This is a genomic window from Microbacterium ureisolvens, assembly GCF_019511645.1.
Taxonomy (GTDB): Bacteria; Actinomycetota; Actinomycetes; order Actinomycetales; family Microbacteriaceae; genus Microbacterium; species Microbacterium ureisolvens_A.
Genome location: NZ_JAEUAX010000001.1, coordinates 420,691 through 444,939 on the forward strand (window position 1 = coordinate 420,691; position 24,249 = coordinate 444,939).

Here is a 24,249-nt window from a genome sequence, read left to right on the forward strand (position 1 = left end):
CACGGCTCGCGGCGCCTCAGAGCTTCGTCAGGAGCTCCTGCATCTCGGCGATCTCGGCCGTCTGGTCGTCGATCACGCGCTGGGCGAGGGCGAGCACATCCGGATCCTCGCCGTCGTCGAGGGCGGCCTCGGCCATCTCGACCGCGCCCTCGTGGTGCACGATCATCTGCTCGAGGAAGAGCCGGCCGGCCTCCTCGCCGTCGGCCTCACGCAGCGCAGTCATGTCGGCCTCCGACATCATCCCGCCGCCGTGATCCATGCCGCCGGCAGCGGCGGTGTCGTGGGGGACGCCCCACTCATCGAGCCACCCCTGCATGAGCTCGATCTCCGGGCCCTGGGCCCCCTTGATCCGCTCGGCCAGCTCGCTGACGCGGCTGTCCACGCCGTCGTCCTCGAGGATCACGTCGGACATCTCGATCGCCTGTTCGTGGTGCGGGATCATCATGACCACGAACATCTGGTCGGCCATCGACACGGCACTCGCAGAGCCCGACGGCATCGGCGACGCGTGGTCCATCCCGGGCATCGAACCCGGTCCGCCGGACCCGTTCGCACACCCCGCCAGCCCGAGGGCGATGGCGAGGGGGAGTGCTGCGAGGAGGGCGCGTGTGCGGTGGTGATTCATTTCTTCCTCGTCGCGTCAGGCGTCGAGGTCGTCGATGCCCGGAGTCCAGGAGCTGCCCGGCCGGCCCCAACCGCGCTTTCGCGCGATCTTCTGCACGGTCTTCCAGTCGCCGTCGTCGAGGCGGTCGACGTACAGGATGCCGTCGAGGTGGTCGAACTCGTGCTGCATGATGCGCGCGCGCCAGCCGTCGACCTGGATGCGGACGGGCTCGCCCTCGAGGTCCGTGCCCGTCACGAGCACCTCGTCGGATCGACGCAGCGCGAACCGCTCGCCGGGGAACGACAGGCAGCCCTCCGACTCTTCGTCGGGATCGGGTGCACCGGGCTCGAGGGGCTTCATCCACAGCACGGGGTTGATGATCACGCCGCGCCAGGGCTCACCGTCGTCGTCGGCGTAGGTGTACGTGTAGATGCGCAGGGGCACACCCACCTGTGGGGCCGCGAGACCCACACCGGGCGCGGCATCCATCGTCTCGAACATGTCGGCGACCAGCGTGCGGATCCCGTCCGTGATCTCTTCGACGGCGGACGCGGGGGAGTGCAGGACGGGATCGCCCATGATGCGAATCGGGAGAACAGCCACGCCCTTGAGCCTATCGACAGGCACCTGCGGCTAGTGTCGATACGTGGTGTGGACTGCGGTGGAACTCGAGGACATCGGCGATCAGCTGGTCGGCGTGTTCCAGAACCCGAACATCCTCATCGGCATTCCCCTGGCGCTCCTCGGCGCCGTGTTCATGTCGTTCGGCGCACAGTACCAGCACCGCGGCGTGACGAAGGTCGAGCGTCTCTACGGCTCCCAGACCAACGGCGGACTGGGCGCGAATCACCTGCTGAAGCTCCTCGCACGACCGTCGTGGGTGATCGGCACCGTCATGCTGGGGCTCGCCATCGTGTGCCAGCTGTGGGCACTCGCCTTCGCCCCGCTCATCGTGGTTCAGCCTCTCGGAGCGATCGCCCTCGTGATCACGACGCTGCTGAACGCCCAGATCAGCGGCCACAGGCCGACGAAGCGCTCCCTCATCGCGATCGCGGCGTGCGTGGGCGGCATCTTCGTCTTCGTCACGATCGCGGCGCTCTTCGCGACAGAGAAGCCGGTGTCGAACGGACAGCTCATCACGATCCTGGTGCTGCTCGGCATCGTCACCGTCGTCTTCGCTGGTCTGTGGATCTGGCTGCGCTCGCGCATGGGGGCGCTCTTCTACATCATCGCCGCGGGAGTCATCTACGGCTTCGTCGCGACGCTCGCCAAGGTCGTGATCGTTCGCATCCAGGCGAGCGACTTCAACTGGCTCACCTTCACGTGCCTCGCCGCTCTCATCGCGGGAGCCATCGTCGGCGCGTACTTCGTGCAGAACGCGTACGCCTCAGGTCCTCCCGACCTCGTCGTCGCGGGCCTCACGGTGATCGACCCCATCGTCGCGATCTTCATCGGCCTGACCGTTTTGCAAGAGGCCGCCGGGGCACCGCTCTGGGTCTACATCTCCTTCGCAGTGGTCGGCGCGGTCGCGGTGTGGGGCGTCTTCCAGCTGGCTCGCCATCATCCGCAGGTGCTCAGCGAGAGCCAGGAGCTTCCGATCGAGCGGGGCAGCAGTGGCGACACGACGGATGCTGCGCATCCGCACACCGCATCCATCAAGGTGACCGAGGCCGTGGCCAAGGTGTGGCCTGAGCCGCCCGTGAAAGACCCTGCCGACGGGCCGGAGGGCAGGACAGGCAGGTAGGCTCGTCCACGCACTCATCAGTGCGCGGGGCGGTGGCCAAGCTGGTCAAGGCAGCGGGCTCATAACCCGACGATCGTGGGTTCAAGTCCCACCCGCCCTACCAAGACAACGATGCTCGCGTGTGGATCGACCCACAGGGTCGATCCACACGCGAGCATAAGGTGACCTGCAGCTTCCCTGAGCTGTGCGTCATCAGTCACCGGTATCGCCACCACCGCGCAGGAGCTTCGCCGGGTGATCGTGTCCGTGGCTGGTGAAACCGTAGAACGCCGGGAGGAGCAGGAACACCGCCGATGCAACCAGGGGGTGGATGAGAACGCCGGCGATTCCGGCGGCAAGGTACAGAACCACCCCGATCAGGGCCCGCGGGCGTTCGTGGGCGAAGTAGGAGTCGTCCACTTCCTCCTTGGTGAGTTCCGGATGCCGTGCCAGGTAGGAGAAGAAGAACAACCAGGCCAGGCACAGCAATGCCCCGACGAGCGCATAAAGCGCGACCGCGACCTTCTCGTCGGCGACGTTGCCTGTCCTGGCCGTCTCCGCGATGACCGCAGTGGGCCACGGGACCAGCGCGAGCGTCGCGAGGATCCCCAGGTTCGCCCACTGCAGACCGATGTCCATCTCGCGGATGCGTGTGAACGCGGCCTTGTGGTTCAACCAGATCACAGCGAGATAGATGTAGGAGGCGGCGTACGCCAGGTAAGTGGGCCACTCGTCGAGGAGTCCGGCGAGCAGGCCGCCCGGATCGGTCTCAGGTGGCCGAAGATCCAGCACGAGCAGGGTGATCACGATCGCGATGACGGCGTCGCTGAATGCCACGGCCCGAGCCGGGTCCGCCCGGGTGGACGCCCTCCTTCTGCGGGCCTGCTGTCGATCCTCGTGCACGTTGTCCGCCCTCCTGCGCGAGAAGGCGTGAATGCCCTCGGGTCGCCGCCGTCCGCCACGCTCCGCCGCCGCAGGTCGAGTCCCGGCACCATTCGCAGATGGCGACGACGAGCACCCAGCGTGCGCGTCCTCCTCGGGGCTCACAGAGGGGGTTCACAGAACACGGCGACAGGAGGACAATGCACGGCGGCCACCGCCCGTCAGCACGCGGTCGATGTCGACCCGTTCTGGCCAGGATCACGGACGGATGAGAAATTCGTTCATACCCCTAACTTTCGGAGGGGGACCCCATGACGCGCGACTCGATTTGGCTGTAGCGTCAGCCACATCAACTGTCCCTGGCTCCTGATGGAGGCGAACAATGAAGTTCCTGCAGAGGCTCGGCAGGTCGATCATGCTCCCGGTGGCTGTGCTGCCGGTGGCGGCGATCCTGGTCGGCATCAGCAACTGGATCAAAGGCACGATCGGCGGTGGAGTCGTCGTCGACTTCCTGTACACAGCCGGCGTCTCGCTCCTCGACAACCTCGCTCTGCTGTTCGCCATCGGCATCTCGATCGGCATGGCGAAGAAGTCGGACGGCACCTCCGCACTCGCGGGTCTGGTGTCGTGGCTCGTGATCACCACGCTCCTCAAGCCCGAGTCCGTGGCGCTGTTCACTGGCGTCGAGGACGTCAATGACGTGCCTGCCGCCTTCCTCAAGGTGCAGAACGTCTTCATCGGCATCATCTGCGGTCTCATCGGCGCCTGGACCTACGACCGGTTCAAGGACACGAAACTCCCAGACGCGTTGGCGTTCTTCTCCGGCAAGCGATCGGTGGCGATCGTCACCGCGGGCATCTCCCTGGTCGTTGCGGTCGTCCTGCTCTTCGTCTGGCCGTGGGTCTACGGCGGGCTGGTCACGTTCGGCGAGTGGATCTCCTTCCTCGGTCCGTGGGGAGCGGGAATCTACGGCTTCCTGAACCGACTGCTCATCCCGATCGGCCTCCATCACGCACTCAACTCGGTGTTCTGGTTCGACGTGGCCGGCATCAACGACCTCAACAACTTCGCCGCAGGCACCGGCACCTACGGTGTCACCGGACAGTACATGACCGGCTTCTTCCCCATCATGATGTTCGGTCTTCCCGGTGCCGCGCTCGCGATGTATCTGACGGCCAAGACCACGCGCAAGAAGATCACCTACGGCATCCTGCTCAGCGCCGCCGTGTCGTCGTTCTTCGTCGGCGTGACCGAGCCGCTGGAGTTCTCGTTCATGTTCCTCGCCCCTGTGCTGTATCTCGTGCACGCGATCTTCACCGGCATCTCGATGGCGATCAGCGCGATACTGCCGGTGCGGATGGGCTTCGGGTTCTCCGCGGGCTTCGTCGACCTCGTCCTCAACTGGACGAACCCGATGGCGCAGAACCCGTGGCTGATCCCCGTCATGGGCGTCTTCTGGTTCTTCGTGTACTTCGGAGTGTTCTACTTCTTCATCAAGCGGTTCAACCTCAAGACGCCGGGCCGCGAAGACGAGAACATCCTCGAAGAGGGCACGGACCTCGACACCCATTCCGCCGACGACAAGTACCTCATCACCGGCGGCCGCTTCATCGACGCGCTCGGCGGCAAGGAGAACATCCTCGAGCTCGACAACTGCGCGACTCGCCTGCGCATGGAGATCCAAGACCCCGGCAAGGTCGATGAAACGGCGCTCAAGCGAGCAGGTGCGGCCGGCACGATGAAGCCCGGCGGCAAGTCGGTGCAGGTGATCTACGGCACCAACGTGCAGTTCGTGAAGGATGCGATGGAGCAGATCATGTCGGGACGCGCCGAGGCACCCGCCGCGGCGGAGCCCGAACCTGCGATCGCACCGGCTGCGGGCGGCACAGCGGTGCTCACCGACACGCCGGCCACGACCACGGTGCGCCTGCGCCAGCCGCTCGAGGGCACGGTCGTGCCGCTGTCGGCGGTTCCCGACCCGACGTTCGCGCAGGGGATCATGGGACCCGGAGCCGCGATCGAGCCGACCGGGGACACGGTCGTCGCCCCCGCTGACGGCACGATCGGCGCCACCTTCGACAGCAGCCACGCGGTGGCGCTCGTGCTGGACGACGGCACGGAGCTCCTGATCCACGTCGGCATCGACACGGTGGGCATGAAGGGCGACGGCTTCCAGACCCTCGTCGAGAAGGGGCAGAAGGTGACGGCGGGAACGCCGCTGCTGCGCTTCGACCTCGCGAAGATCCAGGCCGCGGGACACCCTTCGATCACCCCGGTGATCGTGCTCAACAACGAGAACGCGGCCGTCACGTTCGAGTGACGCCCGCGTCGCGCAGTCGGTGAACGGGACGGATGCCTCGACCCCGAGGCATCCGTCCCGTTCTCACATCGCGTTGCCGATGTAGGAGTACTTGACGAAGACCTCGGGGGCGAGTCCCGCCTCTTCGAGCACGCCCTGCACGGCGCTCAGCATGTAGCTGGAGTCCCAGCCCATGTACAGGGAGTGCTCGTCGTCGAGGCGGTCCCACTGGCCGTTCCAGGACTGCGCCGTGTAGACCGGACCGCCCCGACGTGCGCTGTAAGCGACGACCGAGTCGCGGGAGTCCGCCCAGAGCCGCTTGAAGACGCGGTTGAAGAGGTACTTGACGTCGGGCACCTCCCAGTGCTCGCCGCAGTACTCGACGTACGACCACTCCCGGTGCCAGCCCGGAGGCCAACCGCGGCGGCGGACGGCATCGAGGATCGGGGTCAGGCCGTCGTCGTCGATGGCCGGACCGCCCGGCCGCTTCCAGATCTGGACGAACCGTTCCGTGAGCCGAAGGGATCGCTCGGCGATCGCCGCCGTGCCCCAGGAAGGCAGATCGGCGAGCTCGGCCGTGGTGGCGACGGAGCTGCGTGCGTACAGTGCCTGCTTCTCGGGGAACGAGCGATCGAACGCGCGCAGCGCGAGGTCCTCCTCGAGGACCGTGAGGTTGCCGATCGTGTTCGCGAGAGCGCGGTGGCTGTTCTGCTCGTCGTCGCTGTACGACGCCCACTCGCGTACCCCGTCGCCCGACCATCCGTCGGCGGGGGCGAGCGGGAAGATGTGCTCGACGTCGAGTCCGCCGGCCCCGTCGACGCCGGCGATCCGGCCGAGGACGTAGGCGGCGTGGGGGAGCTCCGAGTACTTGAGAGCCACCGCGACCCGTTCGTCGGAGGGGGTGATGCGCGAGATCGCCGCCACGAGCGCTTCGGCGCCCTCTTCGCGCGCGCGGCACAGGCGGGCGACCAGGCGATCCACGCCGGTGCCGACCACGGCGCGGCGCACCAGCAGCGACTGCACCATCTCCAGCGTCTCGATGAGTTCGCTGTGGCCGACCGACCCCAGCTCGAAGTCGCGGTACGTCCGCATCACGAGCGGATACATCCCTGTGCCGAAGGTGCCGAGGTACGCGAGGTGGCGCGTGATCTCGGCATCCGGAGCCTCGCTCGGCCGGAGGAGGATGCGATAGACGCGGGACAGCTCGCGCCACTCATCGGCATGCCGCACCAGGTCGTGGTGGTCGAGCCGCGGGAATTCTTGACGGAAGGCGTCGTACACGCCGCGCCCGCCGACGACCGTCACCTCGCGGCCGGTCCGCATCACGAGGTATTGGCGCCAGAACTCCGCGATCGAATCGCCCGTGTTCCGCTCGATCACCTGCCAGTAGTCGGCTTCGATCTCGCGCTGCTCGGAGTGATTCAGGCCCATCAGGACGTAGTTGTGGATGAGCTCGTGGTCGCGCAGCGGCTCGCCGGTGGAGTTGAGGCTCTCGAAGATCTGCTGCGCGTTGGCGCCCGCGCCGAGCGTGATCGCGACGTGCTCGAGCTTCTGGAGCCCCCGCCAGATGTGGGGCGCCTCCTCGAGGCTGATCTGGCTGCGGAAGAACGCGTAGTTGTCGTCGAACCGCGAGTCGCGGCGCTCGCCCGGAGCGAGGGGGAGGTCGAGCACGACGCGTTCGAACACCGACGCCCACGCCCGGTGCGGACGCAGCTTCGTGCGCGCGGCGTCGTGTGAGTGGACCAGCACGCGCTGCAGCTGATCGGCGAGGTCGGGATCCGCTTCGCGCACGGTGTGATGCAGGGCGGCGACCAGCAGCATGAGGGTCGTCGTGCGCTGCTGCCCGTCGATCAGCACGAGTTCCGCGTCGGCGCCCTCACCGCTCGCGGAGGAGAGGATCGAGCCGATGAAGTGCATGTGCCGGTCGCCGAGATCCGCGACCGCACGGATGTCGGCGAGGAGCTGCTCGCATCCGCCGATGTCCCATCGGTACTGCCGCTGATACACGGGGACGACGATCGTCCAGTCCGCGGCGGAGAGCCAGCCGATGGTGTTGACAGCAGTGGCATCGACATTCGTGGCAGTGACCATGGCCTGTCCAGTCTAGGCGGGGCCCCGCCTCTGGAGCGGGGTGCGGCGGCCCGCCGTTATTCACGGCGCGGGCTTCGGGGCCGTTCCGACCCCCGAGGTAGGCTTGCCTAAGTTGAGCCTGTTAAAACGTGCTGGCTCACTGACCGAAAGGCATGATTCGTCATGGGTTACATCAAGTCCGCCGCTCTCGACGAGACCGGCTTCGTGGTGCTCGACTCCTACGGTGGGGAGGTCGACCCGCAGGAGTGGCTCTCGATCGAGTACGTCGACTGGAAGTCGTCGGGCGACACCCGCTTCGCACCGCTGGCCTCCGCCAAGGGCGAGATCGAGTGCAACGGCTTCTGGAACCACACGCCGCCGCGCACCGACAAGGACGGCGTCTGGATCCCCGAGCAGACCGAGAAGGCGCCGACCCTCACGCGCCGCGCACAGGAGCCGGGCGCAAACGTCGGCCGCTGCCGCATCATCGAACTGCAGCCGAACACCTACGCCGACGCGCTGTACAACCTGCACCAGGACGACAACAACCGCCTCAACCCCGACGGCACCGGCTGGGTCGTCCGCGGCTTCTTCAACCTCACCGACGACAAGAACAGCTACTTCGTGCTGCGTGAGAATCGCACCGACCCCAGCATCGAGTACCGTGTGGCGCTTCCCGCAGGCGCGCAGCTCATCGTCGACACGCAGCGCCTGTGGCACGCCGTGCACCACGACGGCACCGAGCCGCGCTACTGCCTCATCACCTCCTGGGAGTCGGGCCCCGAGCTCGACGCCTACATGGAGAAGTACCACGCCGTGCCGACCGCGCCCCAGTTCGAGGTCGCCCAGGAGGTGCTCGACGCCGGTCAGGCCGAGCAGGCCCGCCGCGATGCCGCACGTGCCGCGTACTACGCCGCCAAGGGCAAAGCCGAGGTCCAGGCCATGAGCGAGGCCTGAGCACCGCGTGCGATCGGAGGGCCCGGGAATCACAGTCTTGTGATTCCCGGGCCCTCTCCGCGATAATGGCGGCAGCACAACCGAACAGCACGTCATGACACCGTCACAGGTCGTAGGGGAAGACGCACCTGACGAACGGAGAGATCATGGCGACACACAATGCGCGTGGGGTGATCTTCATCCACTCCGCGCCACGAGCGTTGTGCCCGCACCTCGAGTGGGCGGTCGGGCGCGCCCTCGGCCGCGCTGTCAGCTTCGACTGGGCGGATCAGCCGGTACTGACCGGCAGCAGGCGCTCGGAGTTCTACTGGGAGGGCGCCGCAGGGACAGGTTCCGCGCTGGCGACGGCGATCCGCGGCTGGGAGCATCTGCGGTTCGAGGTCACCGAGGATCCCACCCCTCGCAGCGACGGAGGTCGCTGGCTGCACACACCGGGTCTCGGCATCCATTACGCCCAGACCGACAGCGCGGGCAACGTCGTGATCGGCGAGGACCGCATCCGCTACGCGATGGAGATCGCCGGCGGAGACGCGTTCGAGCTGCAGCGCGAACTCGACGTGGCGCTCGGCGCCGCATGGGACGAGGAGCTCGAGCCGTTCCGGCACGCGAGCGACGATGCGCCCGTCGTATGGCTGCACAAGGTCGGCTGAACAACCCCACAGACGCAGGCGGCGCGAGGCGCCATTACCGAGGCTCGGAGGCCGCGAATCCCGGGCCGCGGGACCGCGAACCGCCGCCTGACACGACAGACGCCCCCGGTCGGCTTCACCGGGGGCGTCTTCGCGTCGGTGTCGTCAGACCGAGCGGAATGCGACGACGGCGTTGTGACCGCCGAAACCGAACGAGTTGCTGATCGCGAGCTGGTCACCGGCGCCGAGGGCGATCGGCGAGCCCGCGATGCGCAGCGGGATGTCGGGGTCCTGCGTGGTGACGTTGATGGTCGGCGGCGCCTGACGCTCACGCAGCGCGAGGAGCGTGAAGATCGCCTCGAGCGCACCGGTGCCGCCCAGTAGGTGCCCGGTCGCGCCCTTCGTCGCCGAGACGGGGATCTCGTGGACGCGGTCGCCGAAGACGCTCAGCAGCGCCTTGTACTCGGCGATGTCGCCGGTGGGGGTCGACGTGGCGTGCGCGTTGATGTGCGTGACCTCGTCGGGCGTCGCGCCCGCCTGCTCGAGCGCGAGGCGAACGGCGCGCGAGGCGCCGAGACCTTCGGGCTCCGGAGCCGTGATGTGATACGAATCCGCGGTCACGCCGCCGCCCACGACCTCGCCGTAGATCTTGGCACCGCGGGCCTTCGCGTGCTCCTCGGTCTCGAGGACCAGGGCCGCCGCACCCTCGCCCATGACGAAGCCGTCACGGTCGACGCTGTACGGCCGCGACGCGGTCTCGGGGGAGTCGTTGCGCTTGGACAGCGCCTGCATCGCGGCGAACGCAGCGATCGTGAGCGGGTGGATGACCGCCTCGGCACCACCCGCGATGATGACGTCGGCCTGACCGGCGCGAAGGCTCTCGAAGGCGTTGACGAGCGACTCGGTGCTCGACGCGCACGCCGACGCCACGGTCCGCGCGTAGGCGCGGGCGTTCAGATGCATCGAGACGGCGGCGGCCGGCGCGTTCGGCATGAGCATCGGGACGCTCATCGGCATGACCCGGCGGGGGCCCTTGGTCTTGAGCGTGTCCCAGCCGGCGAGGGTCGTCTGGAGCCCACCGATGCCGGTCGCGAAATCGACGGCGAACCGCTCGGGCTCGACCTCGGGCTTGCCTGCGTCCTCCCATGCCTCGAACGCCGCGACGAGCGCGAACTGCGCCGATGGGTCGAGGCGATTCGCGACGGGGCGCTCCAGCACGGTATCGGGCCGGATGAGCGCCTGCGCGGCGAAAGTGACGGGGAGCTGGTACTCCTCGACCCAATCCTGCTCGATGCGGTGCGTGCCGGATGCGCCGCTCAGCAGCGCCGACCAGCTCTCGGGCGCGGTGCCGCCGATGGGGGTCGATGCGCCGATGCCGGTGACGACGATACGGGGTGTGCTCATGGATCAGAGTCCTCGCGTGATGGCCGGTGGGGGCCGCGGCCCCCACCGGGATGGTCCTACGCCTGGTTCGACGTGATGAAGGTGACGGCGTCGCCGACGGTCTTGAGGTTCTTGACCTCGTCGTCCGGGATGGTGACGCCGAACTTCTCCTCGGCGTTGACGACGATCGTCATCATCGAGATCGAGTCGATGTCGAGGTCGTCGGTGAACGACTTCTCGAGCGCGACCTCGTCGGCCGAGATACCGGTCTCGTCGGTGATGAGCTCCGCGAGTCCCGCGAGGACCTCGTCGTTGGTGAATGCCATGGGATTCTCCTGTTTGTTAGGGGTAGGCGTGCCCGAGCGGGCCGGGAATCAGTCTAGGGTCGCGGTTCGTCGCGTCAGGGAAGGACGACCACCTGCGCGCCGAAAACCAGTCCGGCGCCGAAGCCGATCTGGAGGGCGAGGCCGCCGCTGAGCTCGGGGTGCTCCTCGAGCAGGCGGTGTGCGGCCAGCGGGATGGAGGCTGCCGAGGTGTTGCCGGTGGTCTCGATGTCGCGGCCGATCAGCACCGTGTCGGGGAGGCCGAGCTGCTTGGCGAACTCATCGATGATGCGCATGTTGGCCTGGTGCGGCACGAAGGCGGCGAGATCGGATGCCTCGACCCCCGCAGCCTCGAGCGCCTGGCGTGCGACCTTCACCATCTCCCAGACGGCCCACCGGAAGACGGTGGGGCCTTCCTGACGCAGGGTCGGCCACGGCGCGACGCCGTCGCGGAACTCGGTCAGTGTGTGGTTCATGCCCACCGCGTCGGACTTGGACCCGTCGGACCCCCAGATCGTCGGACCGATGCCGGGAGTGTCGCTCGGGCCGATCACGACCGCTCCTGCGCCGTCGCCGAGCAGGAACGAGATGCTGCGATCGGCGGGGTCGACGATGTCGCTGAGCTTCTCGGCCCCGATCACGACGGCGTAGTGTGCAGCGCCCGCACGGATCAGCGCGTCGGCCTGGGTCACCCCGTAGGCGAAGCCCGCGCATGCGGCGTTCACGTCGTAGGCGGCGGCGGGGTTCGCGCCGACGCGGTCGGCGACGATCGCCGATACCGACGGGCTCTGCTTGGGGTTGCTGATCGTGGCCACGATGACCGCGTCCACCTGTGACGGATCGACCCCGGAGCGCTCGATCGCCTCGCGGGCGGCATCCGTCGCCAGATCGACGGCATCGGTCTCGGGCACGGCGCGCGTGCGAGTGATGATGCCGGTGCGCTGGCGGATCCACTCGTCGCTCGAGTCGATGGGGCCGATGAGGTCGTCGTTCGGGACGGCGATCTCGCCGCGTGCGGCGCCGTAGGCGTAGATGCGCGTGTGGGCGGCACCGGTGGGCTGGATGAGGCTGCGGATCATGCGGGGTACTCCGGTCAGGCGGCGGCGGCCGCCAGCGCGGCGGCGGCCTCGAGGTCAGCGGGCGTCTTGACGGCGACTGCCGGGACTCCGCGCAGCGCGCGCTTCGCGAGCCCGACGAGCGTGCCCGCGGGGGCCAGTTCCACGATGCCGGATACGCCGGCGTCGGCGAAGGACGTCATGCAGAGGTCCCAGCGCACCGGCGAGGCCACCTGGTCGACGAGAAGGTCGACGAACGTGCGCCCCGTGCTCACCGCCGACCCGTCTCGGTTCGTCCACAGCGTCACCCCGGGATCGGAGACGTCGTGGTCGGTGACGGCCGCCCGCAGGGTCTCGACGGCCGGTGCCATGTAGCGCGTGTGGAAGGCGCCGGCGACCTGGAGGGGGATCACACGGGTCCCGGAGACCGGCTCGGCCGCGAGGGCCTGGAGCGCGTCCAGCGCGCCGGCGACCACGAGCTGCCCGCCGCCGTTGTAGTTCGCGGGGGAGAGCCCGAGTTCTTCGAGCCGAGCGAGGACGGATGCCTCGTCCCCGCCGATCACGGCGCTCATGCCGGTCTCGGCGGCCGCCGCAGCCTCGGCCATCGCCCGACCGCGGATTCCCACGAGGGTGAGCGCGGACTCTTCGCTCAGCACGCCGGCCACCGCGGCGGCGGCGAACTCGCCGACGGAATGCCCGGCGACGCCGCCGATGCGCTCACGATCGGGCAGCGCGTTCCACGACAGCAGGCTGGCAGCGACGATGAGCGGCTGCGCCACCTGGGTGTCGCGGATCTGGTCGGCGTCCCACTCGGTGCCGGCGGCGACAAGGTCGACCCCCGACCACTCGGAGTACCGGGCGAGGCGATCCGCCGCGCCGTCCGATTCGAGCCAGGGGGTCAGGAAGCCGGGGGACTGGGACCCCTGCCCGGGGAAGACGGCGATTCTCACCGTTCCATCCTGCCAAGGATCAGAAAGGTCGTTCTGGCAACACCGTCACAAGAATCACGCGCGGCTTTGTGTGTGGCCCACACTGACCGGGCGATCAAGCGGAGTTGCGCCGGGCCGGCGGACGGCGGCGCGAGGCATCCGTTCCGATCGATCCGAGGATCAGCGCCGTCTGCAGGATCAGCGCCTCCCGGGGGCCGGTGGCGTCCCAGCCGATGACCTCCGACACGCGCTTGAGTCGGTAGCGCACGGTGTTGGGATGCACGAACAGCTCGCGGGCGGTGGCCTCGAGCGACCGGCCGTTGTCGAGGTAGGCCCAGAGCGTCGACACGAGGTCGGCGCTGTGCGACTGGAGCGGTCGGTAGATGCGCTCGACCAGAGTGAGCTTGGCGAGCGGATCGCCCGCGAGAGCGCGCTCGGGGAGGAGATCGTCCGCCTCCACCGGCCGGGGTGCGTGGCGCCACGCGCGCGCGACGGCGAATCCGGCGAGGGCGGCGCGGGCGCTCTGGCTCGCATCGACGAGTGCCGGCACCGTGGGGCCGAGCACGAGGTACCCGGCGCCGAAGCCGGGCTCGAGGCGGCGTGCGATCTCGGCGAACGGAAGATCGGTGACCGCATCGTCCGCGACGGCGGCCGGCTCGGCGCGCCCGACCACCAGCACGAGCCGGGAGCCCTGCACGCCGATCAGCACGTCGACGCCGAGCTTGCGCGCCGTACGGCGGAGCTGGTCGACGTCGAACTGCGGGGGCGTCGTGCCCACGAGCACCGCGACCTCGCCGTGGCCGTGCCATCCGAGGGCGGCGATGCGGCTCGGCAGCTCCTCGTCGGCCTCGCCCGTGAGGATCGAGTCGACGACCAGAGCCTCCAGGCGCGCATCCCAGAGGCCGCGCGCCTCGGCGGCCCGGGCGTAGACGTCTGCGGCGGCGAACGCCACTTCGCGCGAGTACAGCAGGATCGCCTCGCGCAGGTGCTCGCCCTTGCCCGCGACCCGCTCCTCCGTCACCTCGACGGTGACGCGGATCAGCTGCAGGGTCTGCTGCAGGCTCACGCTTCGCAGCAGCTCACGGGGGGCCGCGGCGAAGATGTCGGACGCGATCCACGGCGTGGAGCCGGGCTCGTCGTACCACGAGATGAACGACGTGATGCCGGCCTGCGCCACCAGCCCGACGGCGGAGCGTCGGGCCGGCGGCATCTCGGCATACCAGGGCAGCGTCTCCTCGAGGCGCTTGATGGTGACGGTCGCCAGGTCGCCCGAGATGCGTCGCAGCCAGGCGAGCGTCTCGACCTTGTCCATCACCTCGGTGGACTTGCCCATCCGCGGTTCAGCTCTCGCCGCCCGCGTTCCCGCTCGTGCCGGCGGTCACGTCGTGCAGGCGGTACTTCTGGATGGCCTGCGCGGCCAGGCTGCGGTCGACCGCACCCTCTTCGGCCAGGGCCTGCAGAGTCCGGACCGCGACCGACGGGCCGTCGATCTTGAAGAAGCGACGGGCCGCGGCGCGCGTGTCGGAGAAGCCGAAGCCGTCCGCACCGAGGGTCGCGAAGCGGTTCGGCACCCACGGACGGATCTGGTCCTGCACCGCGTGCATGAAGTCGCTGACCGCGACCACCGGCCCGGCGGCATCCTTCAGCTTCTGCGTCAGGTAGGCCGTGTGCGGCTCCTCCTCCGGGTGGAGGAAGTTGTGCTCGTCGGCGGCGAGGCCGTCGCGTCGCAGTTCGCTCCACGAGGTGACCGACCAGACGTCCGCCTGCACGCCCCAGTCGTCGCGCAGCAGCTGCTGCGCTTCGAGCGCCCACGGCACGCCCACGCCCGACGCGAGCAGCTGAGCCTTGGGACCCTCGCCGTCGGCGGTCGAGACGCGGTGGATGCCGCGAACGATGCCGTCGACGTCCACGCCCTCGGGCTCCGCCGGCTGCACCAGCGGCTCGTTGTACACCGTGAGGTAGTACATGACGTTCGGGTCGGGGTGGTTCCCGCCGTACATGCGCTCGATGCCCGAACGGACGATGTGCGCGATCTCGTAGCCGTACGCGGGGTCGTACGACACGGTCGCCGGGTTGGTCGCGGCGAGGAGCAGCGAGTGGCCGTCCGCGTGCTGAAGGCCCTCACCGGTCAGCGTGGTGCGTCCAGCGGTCGCACCGATGATGAAGCCGCGCGCCATCTGGTCGCCGGCCGCCCACTGTGCATCGCCGGTGCGCTGGAAGCCGAACATCGAGTAGAAGACGTAGACCGGGATGAGCGGCTCGCCGTGCGTGGCGTAGGAGGTGCCCGCCGCGGTGAACGCCGCGACGGCGCCCGCCTCGTTGATGCCGACGTGGACGATCTGACCCTGCGGGCTCTCCTTGTAGGCCAGGAGCAGCTCGCGGTCGACCGACGTGTAGTTCTGGCCGTGCGGGTTGTAGATCTTCGCCGACGGGAAGAACGCGTCCATGCCGAAGGTGCGGGCCTCGTCGGGAATGATCGGCACGATGCGGTGGCCGAAGTCCTTCGCGCGGAGCAGGTCCTTGAGCAGACGGACGAACGCCATCGTCGTGGCGATCTCCTGCGTGCCCGAGCCCTTCTTCGGCAGCGCGTACGCCTCGTCGCCGGGAAGCTGGAGACCGACGTGATGCGAGCGGCGCTCCGGCAGGAAGCCGCCCAGGGCGCGGCGGCGCTCCAGCATGTACTGGATCGTCTCGTCGTTCGGGCCGGGGTTGTAGTACGGCGGGAGATAGGGGTTCTCCTCGAGCTGCGCATCCGAGACCGGGATCCGCATCGAGTCGCGGAAGTACTTGAGGTCCTGCAGCGTCATCTTCTTCATCTGGTGGGTCGCGTTGCGGCCCTCGAAGTGATGCCCGAGGCCGTAGCCCTTGATCGTCTTGGCGAGGATCACGGTGGGCTGGCCCTTGTGCTCGGTCGCGGCCTTGTAGGCGCCGTAGACCTTGCGGTAGTCCAGGCCGCCGCGACGGAGCTTGCCCCAGATGTCGTCGTCGGACCAGTCCTTCACGAGAGCGGCCGTGCGCTCGTCGCGTCCGAAGAAGTGCTCGCGGATGAACGCTCCATCCTCGGCGCGGTAGGTCTGGAAGTCGCCGTCCGGCGTGGTGTTCATGAGGTGCACGAGCGCGCCGTCGGTGTCCTTCGCGAGCAGCTCGTCCCAGCCCGAGCCCCAGACCACCTTGATGACGTTCCAGCCCGCGCCGCGGAAGAAGCTCTCGAGCTCCTGGATGATCTTGCCGTTGCCGCGCACCGGGCCGTCGAGGCGCTGCAGGTTGCAGTTGACGACGAACGTGAGGTTGTCGAGGCCCTCGTTCGCCGCGACCTGCAGCTGACCGCGGCTCTCGACCTCGTCCATCTCGCCGTCGCCGAGGAAGGCCCACACGCGCGAGTTCGAGAGATCCTTGATCCCTCGATTGGTGAGGTACTTGTTCGACATCGCCTGGTAGATGGCGTTGATCGGGCCGAGGCCCATCGACACCGTCGGGAACTGCCAGTAGTCGGGCATCAGGCGCGGGTGAGGGTACGACGGCAGCGCGTTCGGCGCCTTCGACTTCTCCTGGCGGAAGCCGTCGAGCTGCTCGGAGCTCAGGCGTCCCTCGAGGAACGAGCGCGCGTAGATGCCGGGGGAGGCGTGGCCCTGGATGAAGATCTGGTCGCCCCCGGTCGGGTCGTCCAGACCGCGGAAGAAGTGGTTGAAGCCGACCTCGTACAGGGACGCCGAGGACGCGTAGGTCGAGATGTGGCCGCCGACCCCGATGCCGGGCCGCTGCGCACGGTGCACGGTGATCGCGGCGTTCCAGCGGATCCACCGGCGGTAGCGGCGCTCGAGCTCTTCGTCGCCCGGGAACTCGGGCTCGTTCTCAGGGGCGATCGTGTTGATGTAGTCCGTCGTGGGAACCTGCGGAACATTCAGCTGCAGCTCGTGGGAGGTCTGCAACAGGCTCAGCATGATCTCGCGGCCACGTCCGTGGCCCTTCGCCTGCACGAGCTGCTGGAGGGACTCCTGCCACTCGGAGGTCTCATCGGGATCGCTGTCGAGGGGTTCCTGCGAGTACGGATCCTGATCGTTGACAGTCACAGAAGACCTTTCGTCGTCTGGCAGATCGTGCCAGGTAATCGCTACGGGAGCGGCGCGGGCGTTGTCTGCCCTGCACAAACGCACCGACTGCCAGCCTAGCGAGTTCGAGACGCCCCGGACGCACCTCGTAGACTGGCCACGAGGGCCTTTAGCTCAGCTGGTAGAGCGCCACGTTTACACCGTGGATGTCGTCGGTTCGATCCCGGCAGGGCCCACCGAACCCGTTAGGGCCGATCCGCGCGCAGATCCCCGTCGTCGTCGCGATGCCCGCCCTCGCGCTCGTGCGAGACGACGTGGGGCAGCGCGAACTCCTGGTACCCGGGCTGGCCGATCTTGGAGTGCCGGTGGGAGTAGGCGAAATAGATGACGAATCCGATGACGAGCCACACCACGAACCGCAGCCACGTCTCCACTGTGAGGTTGAGCATCAGGTAGACGCAGATCGCGGCCGACAGGGCCGGCAGCCACGGGTTCAGCGGCACGCGGAAGGTGCGGTGCAGGTCCGGGCGCTTGCGTCGCAACACGATGACGCCGATCGACACGAGCACGAAGGCCGACAGTGTGCCGATGTTCACCATCTCCTCGAGCAGACCGATCGGCGTGAAGCCCGCGACGACCGCGACCACGATCGTCACGAGGATCGAGATGACCCAGGGCGTGCGGAACCGCGGGTGCACCTTGGCGAGGCGGATGGGCAGGAGCGCGTCGCGCGACATCGCGAAGATGATGCGCGTGGCGCCGATGAGCAGCGTCAGCACGACCGTGGTGAGGCCGGCGACCGCGCCCGCCGAGATCAGCGTCGCCATCCACGTCGCCCCGTGGAACGCGAACGCGTTGGCGAGGGCCGCCGCCGGGTCCAGGTCCTGGTAGGGCACCATGCCGGTGACCACGAGTGCGACGGCGCAGTACAGGAGCGTGCAGATCACCAGGGAGGCGATGATGCCGATCGGCAGGTCCCGCTGCGGGCGGCGGGTCTCCTCGGCGGTGGTCGCGACGACGTCGAAGCCGATGTACGCGAAGAACACGAGCGCCGCACCCGCGAAGATCCCGCCGACGCCGAAGGCCGTCGGCTCGATCCCCGAGAGGAACTGCAGCAGCGGCTGACTCAGTCCGGTCGCGGCCTCTCTCGGCGCAGGTGCGGGCACGAACGGCGACCAGTTCGCGGGATTCACGAACAGAAGGCCGGCGACGATGACGAACAGCACGATGAAGAGCTTCACGGCGACGAGCACCATGTTGACGCGCAGAGATTCCTTGATGCCGAACGTCATCAGGCCGCCGAGCACCAGCACGAGCAGGATCGCCATGAGGTCGACGGTGCCCCCGTAGCCGATCTCCGGGGGGATCGGCATCCCGAGCTGTTCGAAGAGCGTGCCCAGATACGCGCTCCACCCCTGCGCCACCACGCTCGCGCCCAGGAACATCTCGAGGATGAGGTCCCACCCGATGATCCACGCGAAGAGCTCGCCGAGCGACGAGTAGGAGAACGTGTAGGCAGACCCCGACACGGGAACCGTCGACGCGAACTCGGCGTAGCAGAGCGCGGCGAGCGTGCAGGCGATCGCGGCGACCACGAAGCTGATCACGATGGCAGGGCCCGCGACCTCGTGCGCGGCCCGGCCGGTGAGCGTGAAGATGCCCGCTCCGATCACCACGCCGATGCCGAAGACGGTGAGGTCCAGGGCCGTCAGGGACTTCTTAAGCCGGAATTCCGGTTCGTCGGTGTCGGCGATCGACTGCTCGACCGACTTGGTGCGGAGAACGCCCATGGTTCGCGCCTTTCGTCTTCGGACGGCCCGATCGTCGAATGCTAGCGGCCGCCGCTCGCGCCGTCGATGCCCCACGGTAGGTTGGTGACGTGAACGCCAGCCCTGCAGACCAGCGCCGCCTCGTCGAGGTCGCGCAGCTCGACGCCCGCATCCGCCAGGCCGACAACGCTCGCAAGAACCCGCCGCAGGCAGGTCGCGTGCAGGAGCTGCTGGGCCGGCGTCAGGAGCTCTCCCAGCAGCTGGCAGCGCGCCTCGGCGCCCGTGACGATCTGCGCACCGAGCTGTCGCGCATCGAGTCCGATGTCGCGGTCGTCGACGCTCGAGCCGCACGAGACGCCGGCCGTCTCGCCGCCTCGACGAACTCGAAGGAGGCGCAGGGGCTCGAGAGCGAGCTGGCCGCTCTCGCTCGCCGCAAGAGCGATCTGGAAGACGCGGAGCTGGCGGTCATGGAGCGTCTCGAGATCGCCGACGCCGCCGTCGCCGAGCAGGAGGCCCTCATCGCGGCGACCAACGCCGAAGGTGCCGAGCTGAGCGCGGAGGGCAAGCGAGCCGTCGCCGAGGCGACGGCGGTCTTCGACGCCGCCACCCGTGACCGCGCGGCTGTCGCGGGCAGCGTGCCCGCCGATCTGCTCGCCCTCTACGACCGGCTGGCGGTCCGCAGCGCAGGCGCCGCGTTCCTGCGCCGCCGCACGTGCGAAGGCTGCCACATGGTGCTCGCCGGCACCGACCTGCAGGTGCTGCGCCAGGCCGGCGAGGACGAGGTCGTGACGTGCCCCGAGTGCGGCTGCATTCTCGTTCGCGACGACGAATCCGGGCTGTGACCGCAGCCGGACGGTGCCGCAGTGGGCGCGACTGACGCCCCGGCCTGGATCGTCCTCGGGCGCACCGATCACGGCGCCGCCGTCGTCCTGCTCGACGCGAACGCCGACGAGTTCGGCCGCGACGAGATCGGCGGCGCCGACCTGTCGTCGTGGATCTCGGAGGCCGAATCCCGCTGGGCACCCCGGTGGGTCTGGCATGACACGCCGCAGTGGTACGCCGAGCTCCTCGCCGAGGGGGTCCGCATCGCCCGCTGCCACGACCTCCGCCTGTGCCACGCGATCCTTCGCGACTCGGCGCTGGTCGCCGAGACGGCGGCGGTCCGGCGGGCACGGCAATGGGATGCGGCCCCACATGTCGACGCCGAGGAGGCCGCGCCCACCCTGTTCGAGCTCGACGACGCCCCCCGTAACGCCGGCGCGCCGGACGACGCCGACGCGGCGCTGGCCGAGTTCGTGCGTCAGCGCGACGCCGTCGCAGGCAGCGCCGAGTCCGCTCGCCTGCGGCTGTTGACGGCCGCGGAGTCTGCGGGTGCCCTCGTGGCCGCCGAGCTGCGGGCGGCGGGGCTCCCGTGGGACGCCGACGCGCACGACCGCATCCTCGTCGAGACGCTCGGAGAGCGCCGCCCCGGTGGTGCGCAGCCGGTGAAGCTGGCTGCGGCGGCCGAGCGTGTGAGGGCGGCGCTCGGCGATCCTTCCGCGAGCCTGGACTCGCAGCCGAAGCTGCTCCGCTCGCTCCACCGTGTCGGCGTGCTGGTCGAGTCCACGAGCCGATGGGAGCTCGCCGAGCAGCGGCATCCCGTCATCGAGCCACTCCTCGAGTACAAGAAGCTCTCCCGGCTGCTGTCGGCGAACGGGTGGACGTGGCTGTCGGAGTGGGTCGCCGACGGCCGCTTCCGCCCGGTCTATGTTCCCGGCGGTGTGGTCACGGGACGCTGGGCGTCGTCCGGCGGGGGAGCCTTGCAGCTGCCTCGTCAGCTGCGTGAGGCTGTCCGCGCGGACCCGGGATGGCGGCTCGTCGTCGCCGATGTCGCGCAGCTCGAGCCGCGCGTGCTCGCCGCGATGTCGGGCGACACCGCCCTCGCGGCGGCGGCGCGCGGGCGCGACCTCTACACCGGCATCGTCGACAGCGGAGCCGTGGCAACGCGTCAGGAGGCGAAGATCGCGATGCTCGGTGCGATGTACGGCGCCACGACGGGGGAGTCGGGGCGGCTCGTGCCACGCCTGCGCCGCGCGTACCCGCGGGCGATGGGGCTCGTCGACGACGCCGCGCGCACCGGCGAGGACGGCGGCATCGTCTCCACATGGCTCGGCCGCACGTCGCCCGCCCCCTCGGCGGAGTGGTCCGCCGCCCAATCGCGCGCGACCGAGGCGGACGCCTCCGGCGCCGACGAGACGCGCGCACGGCGCTGGGCGCGCGATCGCGGCCGCTTCACCCGCAACTTCGTCGTGCAGGGCACCGCGGCCGAGTGGGCGCTCGCGTGGCTCGCCGACCTGCGCGGGCGCCTCGCAGCGCTTCCTGAGGTGCCCGCCGAGCGCGGGGCGCCGCGTTCGGGGCCGGCGTTCGCATGTCGGCCGCATCTGGCGTTCTTCCTGCATGACGAGGTGATCGTGCACACTCCCGCGGAGCACGCGGATGCTGCGGCCCAGGCGGTCGCGGATGCCGCGGCGTCGGCGGGTCGCCTGCTCTTCGGCGACTTCCCGCTCGAGTTCCGCCTCGACGTGCGCGTCGCCGAAACCGCGCTGAAGGACTGACACGCGCCGCGCACACCCCGGTGGCGGCGATAAACTGGCGGTTGCGAATGGGCCGGCTGGACGGTCGCGTCGCGGGCGGTTCGCCGCCCCGCGCCGAGGAACGTCCGGGCTCCACAGGGCAGGGCGGTGGGTAACACCCACCCGGAGCGATCCGCGAGACAGTGCCACAGAGAGCAGACCGCCCGGCTTCGGCCGGGTAAGGGTGAAAGGGTGGTGTAAGAGACCACCGGGGTCGTGGTGACACTACCCGCACGGTAAACCTCGCCCGGAGCAAGGCCAGACAGGGGATGACGACGCGGCCCGCCGAGTCCCCGGGTAGGCCGCTGGAGCGGCACGGCAACGTGTCGCCGAGAGAGATGACCGTCCACGGGGCTCACGCCCCCGGACAGAACCCGGCGTACAGGCCGGCCCATTCGCCCTCTCCGCTGCGCGACGCCGCGGCGTGCCAGCCGCGCGACGCCGCGGCGTGCCAGCCGCGCGACGCCGGTCTCAGCCCCGCGCGAGCGCCGCTGCGCCGATGATCCCCGCATTGTTGCGATGCACCGCCGGCACGATCGGCGTCTTGAGGTCGAGCAGGTGCAGGAACTTGTCGGAGTGCTTGGACACGCCCCCGCCCACGACGAACAGGTCAGGGCTGAACAGGAACTCGATGTGGCTGTAGTACCACTGCAGCCGCTTCGCCCACTGCTCCCACGAGAGGTTGTGGCGCTCCATCGCGGAGTACGCGGCGTAGGCCTCGGCATCCTTACCGTGACGGGCGCGCTGCACGTGGCCGAGCTCCGAGTTCGGCACCAGCACGCCGTCGTACAGCAGCGCCGAGCCGATCCCGGTGCCGAGCGTGGTGAGGATCGTGAGCCCGGGCCGGCCCTTGGCGGCGCCGTAGCGGACCTCGGCGACACCGGCGACGTCCGCGTCGTTCGCGAAGTGGATGTCGCGCCCCAGGCCATCCTCGAAGAACTTCTCGGCTTCGAAGTCGATCCACTGCTCCGACACGTTCGCCGCCGACAGAGTGCGCCCGTTCTTCACGATCGCGGGGAAGGCCACGCCGAGGGGCACCGACGGGTCGTCTCCGACGCCCAGGGTCGAGAGCACCTCGGTCACCGCGGCCAGCACGTCGGGCGGGTGCGCGCCCGGAGGAGTCGCGACCTTGACGCGATCGCTGACGAGCTCGCCCTTGTCCAGATCGACGATCCCCGCCTTGATCCCGGTGCCGCCGATGTCCACGCCGACGGCGCGTGCCGCGTCAGATGCCATGTCGACAGCCTATCGACGCCGACGCGCCGTCCCCGACGAGGCGGGCCTCAGTAGGATCGTGCTGAGGGCGACCAGCCCGCGATGCGAGGAGCGTGCACGATGACGAGCGGCAGCGACAAGTACTGGTACAACCTCAAGACCGGTGAGGTCGAGAAGGGCTTCGAGTCGCCCGCGCCCGACCGTGCCGGCCCCTTCGACACTCCCGAGGAGGCAGCGAAGGCTCCCGAGGTGATCAAGGAGCGCTCGCGTGCGTGGGCGGCGGAGGAGGCGCGCGAGGACGCGTGGGGTGCCGACGCGGTGTCCGGCGAGGGCCGCGACGACCAGTAGTCTGGCTTTCACCCCGGTCGTATGACACCTCGGGCGATCCGGCACCGGAGAGGACGCGATGGACAAGCAGCGTGACTTCGTTCTGAGGACCATCGAAGAACGAGGCGTGAAGTTCGTACGACTGTGGTTCACAGACGTGATCGGCACGCTGAAGTCCGTCGCCATCGCACCCGCCGAAGTCGAGGGCGCCTTCAGGGAGGGTCTCGGATTCGACGGTTCCGCGATCGAGGGCCTGACGCGCTCTTACGAGTCGGACCTGCTGGCGCATCCCGACCCAACCACGTTCCAGATCCTGCCGTGGCGCGGCGAGATCGACCCGACCGCGCGCATGTTCTGCGACATCACGACGCCCGACGGGCAGCCGGCCGTGGCGGACCCGCGCCATGTCCTCAAGCGCACGCTGGCGAAGGCCGCCGATGCGGGCTTCACCTTCTACACCCACCCCGAGATCGAGTTCTACCTGCTGAAGTCCTCCTCGTTCGGCACCGAGGGGCCCGAGCCGGTCGACTCGGCCGGCTACTTCGACAACGTGCCCGGCGGCACCGCCCACGACTTCCGACGCCGCTCCGTCCGCATGCTCGAAGACCTGGGCATCTCGGTGGAGTTCAGCCACCACGAGGGTGGACCCGGTCAGAACGAGATCGATCTGCGCTACGCGGACGCCCTCACCACGGCGGACAACATCATGACGTTCCGCACCGTGATCAAAGAGGTCGCGATCGAGCAGGGCGTGTACGCGACGTTCATGCCGAAGCCGATGACGGGCAAGCCCGGCAGCGGCATGCACACCCACATGTCGCTGTTCGAGGGCGACGTCAACGCGTTCTACGAAGAGGGTGCGCAGTACCAGCTGTCGAAGGTCGGCCGCCAGTTCATCGCGGGCCTGCTGCGTCATGCCAACGAGATCTCGGCCGTCACGAACCAGTTCGTCAACTCGTACAAGCGGCTCTGGGGCGGCGACGAGGCACCCAGCTTCATCTGCTGGGGCCACAACAATCGGTCTGCGCTCGTGCGCGTGCCGCTGTACAAGCCCAGCAAGGGCCAGTCTTCGCGTGTCGAGTACCGCGCCCTCGACTCGGCTGCGAACCCGTACCTGTCGTACGCGCTCATGCTGGCGGCGGGCCTCAAGGGCATCGAGAACGAGTACGAGCTCCCGCCGGAGGCGGAGGACAACGTCTGGTCGCTGACGGATGCTGAGCGCCGGGCTCTCGGCTACGCCCCACTGCCCGCGAGCCTCGACCACGCGCTGGAGTACATGGAGGAGTCCGAGCTCGTCGCCGAGACACTCGGCGAGCAGGTGTTCAACTACGTGCTCCTCAACAAGCGCCGCGAGTGGCAGGAGTACCGCTCGCAGGTGACCCCGTTCGAGCTCAAGAGCAACCTCGAGATGCTCTGAGACCGG

20 protein-coding genes, 2 tRNA genes and 1 other RNA gene are annotated in these 24,249 nt (G+C 69.0%); 11 read left to right on the forward strand and 12 right to left on the reverse strand.

Features of this window, described 5'->3' with window-relative positions:
• Positions 1-16: 16 nt before the first annotated feature.
• Together JNB61_RS02015 and def are read right to left on the reverse strand one after the other, a co-directional pair.
• On the reverse strand, positions 17-625 hold the full coding sequence (locus JNB61_RS02015) for a DUF305 domain-containing protein (RefSeq protein WP_220338610.1): 609 nt from the start codon (positions 623-625) through the stop codon (positions 17-19).
• 15 nt (positions 626-640) lie between these two features.
• Positions 641-1,207: a peptide deformylase gene (gene def / locus JNB61_RS02020; RefSeq protein WP_220338611.1), complete on the reverse strand. Its 567-nt coding sequence runs from the start codon at positions 1,205-1,207 to the stop codon at positions 641-643.
• A 43-nt stretch (positions 1,208-1,250) separates the two neighbouring features.
• On the opposite strand from def, the gene JNB61_RS02025 reads away from it, so the two are divergent.
• Both JNB61_RS02025 and JNB61_RS02030 read left to right on the forward strand, forming a co-directional pair.
• Entirely contained in the window at positions 1,251-2,348 is a 1,098-nt protein-coding gene (locus tag JNB61_RS02025) for a DMT family transporter (protein ID WP_220287618.1), read from the forward strand.
• Between the two features lie 26 nt (positions 2,349-2,374).
• A tRNA-Ile gene (locus JNB61_RS02030) sits at positions 2,375-2,451 on the forward strand.
• An 89-nt stretch (positions 2,452-2,540) separates the two neighbouring features.
• Here JNB61_RS02030 and JNB61_RS02035 read toward each other — a convergent pair.
• On the reverse strand, positions 2,541-3,164 hold the full coding sequence (locus JNB61_RS02035; RefSeq protein ID WP_220338612.1) for a TMEM175 family protein: 624 nt from the start codon (positions 3,162-3,164) through the stop codon (positions 2,541-2,543).
• Positions 3,165-3,591: 427 nt separating this feature from the next.
• Here JNB61_RS02035 and nagE point away from each other — a divergent pair, with 427 nt between their 5' ends.
• Positions 3,592-5,529 (forward strand): N-acetylglucosamine-specific PTS transporter subunit IIBC, encoded by a 1,938-nt coding sequence (nagE, locus tag JNB61_RS02040; RefSeq protein ID WP_220338613.1) that lies wholly within the window; start codon positions 3,592-3,594, stop codon positions 5,527-5,529.
• A 63-nt stretch (positions 5,530-5,592) separates the two neighbouring features.
• Here the strand turns inward: nagE and JNB61_RS02045 are convergent, their stop codons facing one another.
• Entirely contained in the window at positions 5,593-7,599 is a 2,007-nt protein-coding gene (locus JNB61_RS02045; protein WP_220338614.1) for a DUF262 domain-containing protein, read from the reverse strand.
• 162 nt (positions 7,600-7,761) lie between these two features.
• On the opposite strand from JNB61_RS02045, the gene JNB61_RS02050 reads away from it, so the two are divergent.
• Both JNB61_RS02050 and JNB61_RS02055 read left to right on the forward strand, forming a co-directional pair.
• Complete coding sequence (locus JNB61_RS02050) at positions 7,762-8,535, forward strand: hypothetical protein (protein WP_159844101.1); 774 nt, start codon at positions 7,762-7,764, stop codon at positions 8,533-8,535.
• A 146-nt stretch (positions 8,536-8,681) separates the two neighbouring features.
• Positions 8,682-9,185 (forward strand): DUF3145 domain-containing protein, encoded by a 504-nt coding sequence (locus JNB61_RS02055; protein WP_159844103.1) that lies wholly within the window; start codon positions 8,682-8,684, stop codon positions 9,183-9,185.
• Positions 9,186-9,329: 144 nt separating this feature from the next.
• Here JNB61_RS02055 and JNB61_RS02060 read toward each other — a convergent pair whose 3' ends face one another.
• From JNB61_RS02060 to aceE, 6 genes are all read right to left on the reverse strand, one after another.
• Positions 9,330-10,568 (reverse strand): beta-ketoacyl-[acyl-carrier-protein] synthase family protein, encoded by a 1,239-nt coding sequence (locus JNB61_RS02060; protein WP_159844105.1) that lies wholly within the window; start codon positions 10,566-10,568, stop codon positions 9,330-9,332.
• A gap of 56 nt (positions 10,569-10,624) precedes the next feature.
• Entirely contained in the window at positions 10,625-10,873 is a 249-nt protein-coding gene (locus JNB61_RS02065) for an acyl carrier protein (RefSeq protein WP_013586517.1), read from the reverse strand.
• Positions 10,874-10,947: 74 nt separating this feature from the next.
• Positions 10,948-11,949: a beta-ketoacyl-ACP synthase III gene (locus tag JNB61_RS02070; protein WP_220338615.1), complete on the reverse strand. Its 1,002-nt coding sequence runs from the start codon at positions 11,947-11,949 to the stop codon at positions 10,948-10,950.
• Between the two features lie 14 nt (positions 11,950-11,963).
• On the reverse strand, positions 11,964-12,875 hold the full coding sequence (locus JNB61_RS02075; RefSeq protein ID WP_220287723.1) for an ACP S-malonyltransferase: 912 nt from the start codon (positions 12,873-12,875) through the stop codon (positions 11,964-11,966).
• Positions 12,876-12,969: 94 nt separating this feature from the next.
• Positions 12,970-14,187: a PucR family transcriptional regulator gene (locus tag JNB61_RS02080; RefSeq protein ID WP_159844111.1), complete on the reverse strand. Its 1,218-nt coding sequence runs from the start codon at positions 14,185-14,187 to the stop codon at positions 12,970-12,972.
• Between the two features lie 7 nt (positions 14,188-14,194).
• Positions 14,195-16,924, reverse strand: a complete 2,730-nt coding sequence (aceE, locus tag JNB61_RS02085; protein ID WP_159844113.1) for a pyruvate dehydrogenase (acetyl-transferring), homodimeric type — start codon at positions 16,922-16,924, stop codon at positions 14,195-14,197.
• Between the two features lie 142 nt (positions 16,925-17,066).
• On the opposite strand from aceE, the gene JNB61_RS02090 reads away from it, so the two are divergent.
• A tRNA-Val gene (locus tag JNB61_RS02090) sits at positions 17,067-17,139 on the forward strand.
• Positions 17,140-17,148: 9 nt separating this feature from the next.
• Here JNB61_RS02090 and JNB61_RS02095 read toward each other — a convergent pair.
• On the reverse strand, positions 17,149-18,693 hold the full coding sequence (locus JNB61_RS02095) for an amino acid permease (RefSeq protein ID WP_220287725.1): 1,545 nt from the start codon (positions 18,691-18,693) through the stop codon (positions 17,149-17,151).
• 89 nt (positions 18,694-18,782) lie between these two features.
• Between JNB61_RS02095 and JNB61_RS02100 the strand changes: the two genes are divergently transcribed.
• From JNB61_RS02100 to rnpB, 3 genes are all read left to right on the forward strand, one after another.
• Positions 18,783-19,514: a zinc ribbon domain-containing protein gene (locus JNB61_RS02100; protein ID WP_220338616.1), complete on the forward strand. Its 732-nt coding sequence runs from the start codon at positions 18,783-18,785 to the stop codon at positions 19,512-19,514.
• A 21-nt stretch (positions 19,515-19,535) separates the two neighbouring features.
• A complete protein-coding gene (locus JNB61_RS02105; protein WP_220338617.1) occupies positions 19,536-21,266 on the forward strand; it encodes a bifunctional 3'-5' exonuclease/DNA polymerase in 1,731 nt (576 codons plus the stop codon).
• A gap of 48 nt (positions 21,267-21,314) precedes the next feature.
• Positions 21,315-21,682: RNase P RNA component class A (gene rnpB / locus JNB61_RS02110), an RNA gene on the forward strand.
• Between the two features lie 73 nt (positions 21,683-21,755).
• Here the strand turns inward: rnpB and ppgK are convergent.
• On the reverse strand, positions 21,756-22,520 hold the full coding sequence (gene ppgK, locus JNB61_RS02115; protein WP_220338618.1) for a polyphosphate--glucose phosphotransferase: 765 nt from the start codon (positions 22,518-22,520) through the stop codon (positions 21,756-21,758).
• Between the two features lie 99 nt (positions 22,521-22,619).
• Between ppgK and JNB61_RS02120 the strand changes: the two genes are divergently transcribed.
• Complete coding sequence (locus JNB61_RS02120) at positions 22,620-22,847, forward strand: SPOR domain-containing protein (RefSeq protein ID WP_220338619.1); 228 nt, start codon at positions 22,620-22,622, stop codon at positions 22,845-22,847.
• 58 nt (positions 22,848-22,905) lie between these two features.
• Positions 22,906-24,243, forward strand: a complete 1,338-nt coding sequence (glnA, locus tag JNB61_RS02125; RefSeq protein WP_220338620.1) for a type I glutamate--ammonia ligase — start codon at positions 22,906-22,908, stop codon at positions 24,241-24,243.
• Positions 24,244-24,249 lie beyond the last annotated feature (6 nt).

Coding starts and splice junctions, on each gene's coding strand:
- nagE (WP_220338613.1), top strand. CDS start 3,592: ATGAAGTTCCTGCAGAGGCTCGGCAGGTCGATCATGCTCCCGGTGGCT.
- JNB61_RS02120 (WP_220338619.1), top strand. CDS start 22,620: ATGACGAGCGGCAGCGACAAGTACTGGTACAACCTCAAGACCGGTGAG.
- JNB61_RS02060 (WP_159844105.1), bottom strand. CDS start 10,568: ATGAGCACACCCCGTATCGTCGTCACCGGCATCGGCGCATCGACCCCC.
- glnA (WP_220338620.1), top strand. CDS start 22,906: ATGGACAAGCAGCGTGACTTCGTTCTGAGGACCATCGAAGAACGAGGC.
- JNB61_RS02050 (WP_159844101.1), top strand. CDS start 7,762: ATGGGTTACATCAAGTCCGCCGCTCTCGACGAGACCGGCTTCGTGGTG.
- JNB61_RS02065 (WP_013586517.1), bottom strand. CDS start 10,873: ATGGCATTCACCAACGACGAGGTCCTCGCGGGACTCGCGGAGCTCATC.
- JNB61_RS02095 (WP_220287725.1), bottom strand. CDS start 18,693: ATGGGCGTTCTCCGCACCAAGTCGGTCGAGCAGTCGATCGCCGACACC.
- JNB61_RS02015 (WP_220338610.1), bottom strand. CDS start 625: ATGAATCACCACCGCACACGCGCCCTCCTCGCAGCACTCCCCCTCGCC.
- JNB61_RS02045 (WP_220338614.1), bottom strand. CDS start 7,599: ATGGTCACTGCCACGAATGTCGATGCCACTGCTGTCAACACCATCGGC.
- JNB61_RS02055 (WP_159844103.1), top strand. CDS start 8,682: ATGGCGACACACAATGCGCGTGGGGTGATCTTCATCCACTCCGCGCCA.
- JNB61_RS02080 (WP_159844111.1), bottom strand. CDS start 14,187: ATGGGCAAGTCCACCGAGGTGATGGACAAGGTCGAGACGCTCGCCTGG.
- JNB61_RS02070 (WP_220338615.1), bottom strand. CDS start 11,949: ATGATCCGCAGCCTCATCCAGCCCACCGGTGCCGCCCACACGCGCATC.
- ppgK (WP_220338618.1), bottom strand. CDS start 22,520: ATGGCATCTGACGCGGCACGCGCCGTCGGCGTGGACATCGGCGGCACC.